Source organism: Streptomyces sp. NPDC043427 (assembly GCF_056436655.1).
Genome location: NZ_JBWKCC010000002.1, coordinates 242942 through 249356 on the forward strand (window position 1 = coordinate 242942; position 6415 = coordinate 249356).

Genomic DNA, 6415 nt, shown 5'->3' on the forward strand with positions numbered 1-6415 from the left:
CACAGCCATGGCAGCCGGCGCCCCCCGGATCTTCGTCTCGCACCTCTCCGGTGTCGCCGTCTTCGATCCCAACGGTGACCAGGTGGGGCGTGTACGCGATCTGGTCGTCATGCTGCGCGTCGGGCGGCGGCCGCCGAGGATGCTCGGCCTGGTCGTCGAACTCGCCACGCGGCGCCGCATCTTCCTGCCCATGACCCGGGTCACCAGCATCGAGTCCGGACAGGTCATCACCACCGGGGTACTCAACGTCCGCCGCTTCGAACAGCGGCCTACCGAACGCCTCGTCTTCGGCGAACTCCTCGACCGGCGCGTCACGCTCGTGGAGACCGACGAGGAGGTCAACGTGCTCGACCTGTCGGTGCAGCAGCTGCCGGCCCGCCGGGAGTGGGAGATCGACCGGGTCTTCGTGCGCAAGGGCCGCAAGGGCGGAGCGTTCCGGCGCAGCAAGGGCGAGAGCCTGACCGTCGAGTGGTCCGCCGTCACCGGCTTCTCCCTGGAGGAGCACGGGCAGGGCGCCGAGAGCCTCCTCGCCACCTTCGAGCAGCTGCGCCCCGCCGACCTCGCCAACATGCTGCACCACCTCTCCCCCAAACGCCGGGCCGAGGTCGCCGCCGCCCTCGACGACGACCGTCTCGCCGACGTCCTCGAGGAGCTCCCGGAGGACGACCAGATCGAGATCCTCGGCAAGCTGAAGGAGGAGCGCGCCGCCGACGTCCTGGAGGCCATGGACCCCGACGACGCGGCCGACCTGCTCTCCGAACTGCCGCAGGAGGAGCAGGAGCGGCTGCTGAGCCTGATGCAGCCCGCCGACGCGGCCGACATGCGGCGTCTGCTGTCGTACGAGGAGCACACGGCGGGCGGTCTGATGACGACCGAGCCGATCATCCTGCGGCCCGACGCGACCGTCGCCGACGCCCTGGCCCGGGTCCGCAACGCCGACCTGTCCCCCGCGCTCGCCGCCCAGGTCTACGTCTGCCGGCCGCCCGACGACACGCCCACCGGCAAGTACCTCGGCATGGTCCACTTCCAGCGCCTGCTGCGCGACCCGCCGTACACCCTGGTCAGCTCGATCCTCGACGAGGATCTGCAACCTCTGGAGCCGGACGCGGCGCTGCCCGTGGTCGCCGGGTTCTTCGCCGCGTACGACATGGTCGCGGCGCCCGTCGTCGACGAGTCCGGGTCGCTGCTGGGCGCGGTGACCGTGGACGACGTACTGGACCACATGCTGCCGGAGGACTGGCGGGAGACGGAGTTCCACCTGGACGAGGGGGGTGTGACCGATGGCACCGGAGCGTGAGAGCACCCGCGAGCGCACCCCGGCGGGCGCCACGGCGACCACCCGTACGCGCCCCCGGCTCGACCAGCCGCGCCCCCCGCGCCGCCGGATCCTGCCCGAGTACGACCCGGAGGCCTTCGGCCGGCTGTCGGAGCGCATCGCGCGCTTCCTGGGCACCGGGCGGTTCATCGTCTGGATGACGGTCGTCATCATCCTGTGGGTGGTGTGGAACATCTTCGCGCCGCACGACCTGCGCTTCGACGAGTACCCCTTCATCTTCCTGACGCTGATGCTGTCGCTCCAGGCCTCCTACGCGGCCCCGCTGATCCTCCTCGCGCAGAACCGGCAGGACGACCGCGACCGGGTCAACCTCGAACAGGACCGCAAGCAGAACGAGCGGTCCATCGCGGACACCGAGTACCTGACCCGGGAGATCGCCGCGCTGCGCATCGGGCTCGGAGAGGTCGCGACGCGCGACTGGATCCGCTCGGAGCTGCAGGATCTCGTCAAGGAACTGGACGGGCGCCACGACGGCCATGTCGTATTCCCGGCGGAACGGTCACACGGACGTGACGCAGACGACCGCTGACGACCTTTCCTACGCCCCGGTACGGCGCCGTACCATCGTCCTATGGCTACGGAAGACGCGGTGCGCGAAGCACTGGCGACGGTGAACGACCCCGAGATCAACCGACCCATCACAGAACTCGGGATGGTCAAGTCGGTGGACATCGGCGCGGACGGAGCGGTCGCGGTCACCGTGTACCTGACGGTCTCCGGTTGCCCGATGCGCGACACCATCACGCAGCGCGTGACGGAGGCGGTGTCGGGGGTCGAGGGCGTCACCCGCGTCGACGTCACGCTCGACGTCATGAGCGACGAGCAGCGCAAGGAACTGGCGAGCGCCCTGCGCGGCGGCCAGACCGAGCGCGAGGTCCCCTTCGCCAAGCCGGGCTCCCTCACCCGCGTGTACGCGGTCGCCTCCGGCAAGGGCGGCGTCGGCAAGTCGTCGGTGACGGTGAACCTGGCGGCGGCGATGGCGGCCGACGGCCTGAAGGTCGGCGTGGTCGACGCCGACATCTACGGCCACTCCGTGCCCCGCATGCTGGGCGCCGACGGGCGCCCCACCCAGGTCGAGAACATGATCATGCCGCCGTCCGCGAACGGCGTGAAGGTCATCTCCATCGGCATGTTCACCCCGGGCAACGCCCCGGTCGTCTGGCGCGGCCCGATGCTCCACCGCGCCCTCCAGCAGTTCCTGGCGGACGTGTACTGGGGCGACCTGGACGTCCTCCTCCTGGACCTGCCGCCCGGCACCGGCGACATCGCCATCTCCGTGGCCCAGCTGGTCCCGAACGCCGAGATCCTCGTCGTCACCACGCCTCAGCAGGCGGCGGCCGAGGTCGCCGAGCGCGCGGGCTCCATCGCCGTCCAGACCCACCAGAAGATCGTCGGCGTCGTCGAGAACATGTCCGGCCTGCCCTGCCCCCACTGCGGCGAGATGGTCGACGTCTTCGGCACGGGCGGCGGCCAGACGGTCGCCGACGGCCTGACCCGCACGACGGGCGCCTCCGTCCCCGTCCTCGGCAACATCCCCATCGACGTCCGCCTCCGCGAGGGCGGCGACGAGGGCAAGCCCGTCGTCCTCACCGACCCGGACAGTCCGGCAGGCTCGGCATTGCGGGCGATCGCGGGGAAGCTGGGCGGACGCCAGCGGGGCCTTTCGGGCCTGTCGCTGGGGATCACCCCGAAAAACAAGTTCTGAACTTCGCAACACCGCCAGGGCAACACCGCCAGGGCGCGGGGAACTGCGCGACAAGCCACGAGGGACCCGCAGTCGCCACACGGTCTGAAGGCCTACGGTGAAGGGGCGCCGAATCCAACGGCGCCCCTTCACATCATGCGTACGCGGCAACGTCACATCATGCGTACGCGGCAACGTCTTTGATCACGGCGAACCCGAGACCGTACGCACTCATCCCTCTGCCGTACGCCCCCACATGCACCCCCGCCTCCGTGGACCCGGCCAGCACCCAACCGAACTCGGACTCCCGGTAGTGGAAGGGCGTCGGCGTCCCGTCCACCGGCAGGGACAGCGTCGACCACTCCGGCCCGGCCAGGTCGTCGGCCAGCGCCCACGCCGTCTCCGTCTGCTGATCCAGCCAGTCGTCCCGCAGGCTGTGGTCCATGTGCCCGGGCCAGGTGAAGGACAGCAGTCCCACACCCGCGAGCCACGCCGCCGAGGCCACCGACGTGGCCTCCAGCAGCCCCGTACCGTCCGCGCTGCGCCGCACGGGATTCGCCGCGACGGTCACGACGACCGCGAACTTCTCCCGGTCCTCCGCGGTCGACTCGTTGCGTACGGAGGGCTCGTCACCGTGTCCGATGGAACCGTGCTCCACGGCCCCGTCGGCCGCCGTCCCGACCTGCATCAGCCAGCGCGGCCCCGTGAAGGCCTCGTCGAGGCCGTACCACGGGAAGGGCGCCAGCAGGTAGCCGTCGACGGTGCGCCGGGCGGAGGGGACCTGTTGTCCGCCCTCCGCGGCCGGCGCCTGCGCGACTGCCTGACTTGTCGTCTCCATGTGCCCGGACGCCTCCTCGCTCTCGTCGGACCGAAGCGGCCCGCCCCCCTTCGGGCGGCGTCGCTGGTTCGCGTACGGCCCGCACAACAACACGGCAGCATATCCACCCCGCTCCGAGCTGCGGGGAAACCGCCCGGCGCGTGGGTCGCTCCGACAGCGCGTTCACGTCGTGCGCGGCCGTGGTGCCGTATGAGACGCGTCACGCACGCGAAGAGCCGCACGTCTCTGACGTGCGGCTCCGCGGTGCGAGTGCGGTGGGGGTACGTCGATCAGGTGGCGTCCGCGTCGAAGGGCGGGCGGTCGTCCTTGCCGGGCTCCTCCGGCTTCTTGGACATGTCGATGCGGCCGGACGAGGAACCGGAGGAGGACGAGGACGAGGAAGAAGCCGAGGTCTCCGACTCGCGGCCGTGGACGGCGTCCGTGACCTCGGCCATCTCCTTCTTCAGATCGAAGCCGTTGCGGATCTCCTTGAGCCCCAGCTCGTCGTTGTCCAACTGCTTGCGGATGAACGTCTTGGGGTTGAGGTCCTCGAACTCGAAGTCCTTGAACTCCGGACCCAGTTCCGTCCGGATGTCCTGCTTGGCGCTCTCCGAGAACTCGCGGATCTTGCGGATCGTCCGCGTGATGTCCTGGATGACCTTCGGGAGCTTGTCCGGACCGAAGACGAGCACGGCAAGGACAACGAGCGTAATCAGCTCGAGCGGTCCTATGTCATTGAACACCTGAAGCTCCTTGCGATGTCCGGGCCGGGTCCACGGTACCTGTCGCACCCGTCCGACCGGTACCGTCCCGAGCTGTCCGCGTGTGGGCAGCCGACCGGTTTTTCGCGTTGTTTGCCTTGTCGGGGTGTGTTTCGGCCAGCGCCTGTGAGGTTTCTGTCAATCGCTGCTCAGCTGCCCGCGGAGCCGAGCTCCAGGGAGACCGTCCTCTCCTTGCCGTCGCGTTCGACGGTCAGCCGGAGGCGGTCGCCGGGGCGGTGGGCGCGGGTCTTGACGATGAGTTCCTCGCCGGAGTGGACCCTCTGGCCGTCCACCTCGGTGATGACGTCACCCGCCTTGAGGCCGGCCCGGGCGCCGGGGCCGCCCGTGGTGACCGCGGGGCCGCCGTCGTGGCCCTTGGTGTTGATACGGGCGCCGTCGCCGGAGTAGTCCATGTCGAGGGTGACACCGATGACCGGGTGCGTCGCCCTGCCGGTGTTGATCAGCTCCTCGGCGACGCGTTTGCCCTGGTTGACGGGTATGGCGAAGCCGAGTCCTATGGAGCCGGCCTGCGCGCCGTCCGTCTCGGAGCCGTCGTCGGAGGAGCGGATGGCGGAGTTGATGCCGATGACGCGGGCGCGCGAGTCGAGGAGGGGCCCGCCGGAGTTGCCGGGGTTGATCGGGGCGTCGGTCTGCAGGGCGTCGACGTACGACACGTCGCTCGCGTCGCCGGTCTCGCCGCCCGCCGTGATGGGCCGTTCCTTGGCGCTGATGATGCCGGAGGTGACGGTGCCCTCCAGGTCGAAGGGGGCGCCGATGGCGACGACGGGGTCGCCGACCTGGACGCTGTCGGAGTTGCCGAGCGGAAGCGGCTTCAGGCCCGTCACGCCGGTCACCTTCACGACCGCGAGGTCGTATCCGCTGTCGTGTCCGACGACCTCGGCCTTGGCGGTCTCGCCCCCGTTGAAGACGACGGTGATCTGCCCGTCGTCCCCGGCGGGCTCGACGACGTGGTTGTTGGTGAGGATGTGCCCGCGGGTGTCGAGCACGAAGCCGGTTCCGGTGCCCTGCTCCTTGCTGCCGCTGACATGCAGGGTCACCACGCTGGGCAGCGCCCGAGCGGCGATCCCGGCGACACTGTCCGGCGCCCGCCCGGCCGGCTCGGCGGCGGCCTGCGGCAGCTCCACCGCCCCGACCCCACCGTTCCGCTCGAAATACGCCCCTACGACGCCCCCGATGCCGCCGGCCACAAGCGCCAACACCACAGCCCCACCCACAAGCACCTTCCTCCCCCGCCTGCGCCGCTGCTCCTGACTGAGCACAGCGGCCCCGGTCTGCTGGAGGGGAGCGCCGGGAATGGGGGTGGCCGCCCAGGGGTCGTAGCGCTGCCAGGGATCGGCGGGGGCGTCCGGCGCCGCCGGAGACGGTGCGTCTTGAGGGAACGCATCGACGAGGACAGCGGGGGGCGGTGGGGTGGCAGGGGGGCCGCTCTGGGGTGGCGGGGGGCCGGCGGGCACAGGACCGGGCGGATGTGAGGCCTGCGTGGCGGCGGACATCGGCGCCACGGTGCCCTGCGGCCGGCCGAGGGGCGCGGGAGCAGGGGCATGCGAGGCGGGCGCGCCCGTGACACCGGGCGTCGGCGTCTCGGTGCCGTGCGGCTGGTCGAGGGCCACGGGAGAGGAGAGATGCGTGGCCTGCGCATCGGCGGCAGCGGGCTGTGGGGCAGGCACGTCGGCAGCCATGGGCCGGGGGGGGGGGGGGGGGGGGGGGGGGGGGGGGGTGGGGGGGCGGGGGGGGGGGGGGGGGGGGGGTGGGGGGGGGGGGGGGGGGGGGGGGGGGCGGAGGGGGCCGCATCACCG

At 71.2% G+C, this 6415-nt stretch carries 6 protein-coding genes; 3 read left to right on the forward strand and 3 right to left on the reverse strand.

Features of this window, described 5'->3' with window-relative positions:
* Positions 1–7 precede the first annotated feature (7 nt).
* From AC067M_RS04980 to AC067M_RS04990, 3 genes are read left to right on the forward strand one after another with little or no spacing between them, the layout of a single operon-like run.
* Positions 8–1297 (forward strand): magnesium transporter MgtE N-terminal domain-containing protein, encoded by a 1290-nt coding sequence (locus AC067M_RS04980; RefSeq protein WP_478695558.1) that lies wholly within the window; start codon positions 8–10, stop codon positions 1295–1297.
* Positions 1281–1865: a DUF1003 domain-containing protein gene (locus tag AC067M_RS04985; RefSeq protein WP_478695559.1), complete on the forward strand. Its 585-nt coding sequence runs from the start codon at positions 1281–1283 to the stop codon at positions 1863–1865. Before AC067M_RS04980 ends, AC067M_RS04985 begins: the two co-directional genes overlap by 17 nt.
* Positions 1866–1907: 42 nt before the next feature.
* Positions 1908–3041, forward strand: a complete 1134-nt coding sequence (locus tag AC067M_RS04990) for an Mrp/NBP35 family ATP-binding protein (protein WP_478695560.1) — start codon at positions 1908–1910, stop codon at positions 3039–3041.
* Positions 3042–3198: 157 nt separating this feature from the next.
* Here the strand turns inward: AC067M_RS04990 and AC067M_RS04995 are convergent, their stop codons facing one another.
* From AC067M_RS04995 to AC067M_RS05005, 3 genes are all read right to left on the reverse strand, one after another.
* Positions 3199–3858 (reverse strand): hypothetical protein, encoded by a 660-nt coding sequence (locus AC067M_RS04995; protein WP_478695561.1) that lies wholly within the window; start codon positions 3856–3858, stop codon positions 3199–3201.
* Positions 3859–4127: 269 nt separating this feature from the next.
* Complete coding sequence (locus AC067M_RS05000; protein WP_478695562.1) at positions 4128–4580, reverse strand: sec-independent translocase; 453 nt, start codon at positions 4578–4580, stop codon at positions 4128–4130.
* A gap of 167 nt (positions 4581–4747) precedes the next feature.
* The gene (locus tag AC067M_RS05005; protein ID WP_478695563.1) at positions 4748–6298 is read right to left on the reverse strand and encodes a S1C family serine protease; all 1551 of its coding nucleotides are present in this window, start codon (positions 6296–6298) and stop codon (positions 4748–4750) included.
* Positions 6299–6415 lie beyond the last annotated feature (117 nt).

What these genes read in the sequence shown, in the direction of transcription:
- AC067M_RS04980 (WP_478695558.1), top strand. Translation starts at nt 8, where the DNA reads ATGGCAGCCGGCGCCCCCCGGATCTTCGTCTCGCACCTCTCCGGTGTC.
- AC067M_RS04995 (WP_478695561.1), bottom strand. Translation starts at nt 3,858, where the DNA reads ATGGAGACGACAAGTCAGGCAGTCGCGCAGGCGCCGGCCGCGGAGGGC.
- AC067M_RS04990 (WP_478695560.1), top strand. Translation starts at nt 1,908, where the DNA reads ATGGCTACGGAAGACGCGGTGCGCGAAGCACTGGCGACGGTGAACGAC.
- AC067M_RS04985 (WP_478695559.1), top strand. Translation starts at nt 1,281, where the DNA reads ATGGCACCGGAGCGTGAGAGCACCCGCGAGCGCACCCCGGCGGGCGCC.
- AC067M_RS05005 (WP_478695563.1), bottom strand. Translation starts at nt 6,298, where the DNA reads ATGGCTGCCGACGTGCCTGCCCCACAGCCCGCTGCCGCCGATGCGCAG.